The following is a 704-nucleotide window of genomic DNA, read 5'->3' as shown; positions in this document are numbered from 1 at the left end:
ACCAGTGGCCGCTACCACAGCATCTTCGAAATCCGCCCAACCGAGGGATTGAGCTCGTTCGAGCTCGACGCGTCCCACTGCGCATACGTGCAAATGCTGGAGCAGCCAGCTCAATGCCTGATCGGCCGAGGTGCGATCCGCATACCGTGCAGCGAGGTAGTACACCGTGGTTGCCGCATGTGCGCTGATTGCACCCTCTTCATCACCACGCAGCACCTGTTCTAGTACAGCCGCCGAGACGCGATAGTGTCGCTCTCGCTTTTGCAGAACGTCCAGCAGGACGTTCAGGTCGAGCATGATCACGATTGGTGTTTGTGGTGCAGGTGGTCGTGATAAACCTTCACAGGATCCACATCAGGGGGGATCAGGCCGGTAATGGCCTCCAGCTCGGCACTTGGCACATGCCCCTCCAGCGCGCGAAGGCGACGCAGATGGCGATCAATGACCTCGGTAACGCTCATGCCGTGGGCCTTGGCATAGGCCTTCGCGAACTCCACATCCTGTTTGGGCAGGCGCACCGTCACCTTGGTGGTTTCCTGTTCCATGCGGGCATCCCCCCCCCCTCTCTCGGGGTGTATGGCAATGACAACGATATTGTACGGCACAGGTTCATGCATGCCCAGGATGGGCTTGACCGCTTGCTCGTTCGCTGGAGACCCCCTGGCTTCGCCTCGGACAGACGGAGCTCTTCGGAATCCATGCGG

2 protein-coding genes are annotated in these 704 nt (G+C 60.1%); both read right to left on the bottom strand.

Annotated elements, in window-relative coordinates; genetic code table 11:
- Positions 1-303, bottom strand: a 303-nt coding sequence (locus LRF89_RS13285; RefSeq protein ID WP_238637378.1) for a PIN domain-containing protein, incomplete at its 3' end; no start/stop codon positions are given.
- Complete coding sequence (locus LRF89_RS13280) at positions 300-545, bottom strand: DUF6364 family protein (protein WP_201169090.1); 246 nt, start codon at positions 543-545, stop codon at positions 300-302. The genes LRF89_RS13285 and LRF89_RS13280, both read right to left, overlap by 4 nt.
- Between the last annotated feature and the right edge of the window lie 159 nt (positions 546-704).

The sequence above is a fragment of the Halorhodospira sp. 9621 genome (assembly GCF_022228055.1).
In the GTDB taxonomy this organism is placed as follows: Bacteria; Pseudomonadota; Gammaproteobacteria; order Nitrococcales; family Halorhodospiraceae; genus Halorhodospira; species Halorhodospira halophila_A.
Note: the sequence above shows the minus strand (reverse complement) of the source record. Positions and strands in the feature narration are given on the sequence as shown.

Excerpts from the sequence above, each read along its gene's own strand:
- LRF89_RS13280 (WP_201169090.1), bottom strand. The coding sequence starts at position 545 with ATGGAACAGGAAACCACCAAGGTGACGGTGCGCCTGCCCAAACAGGAT.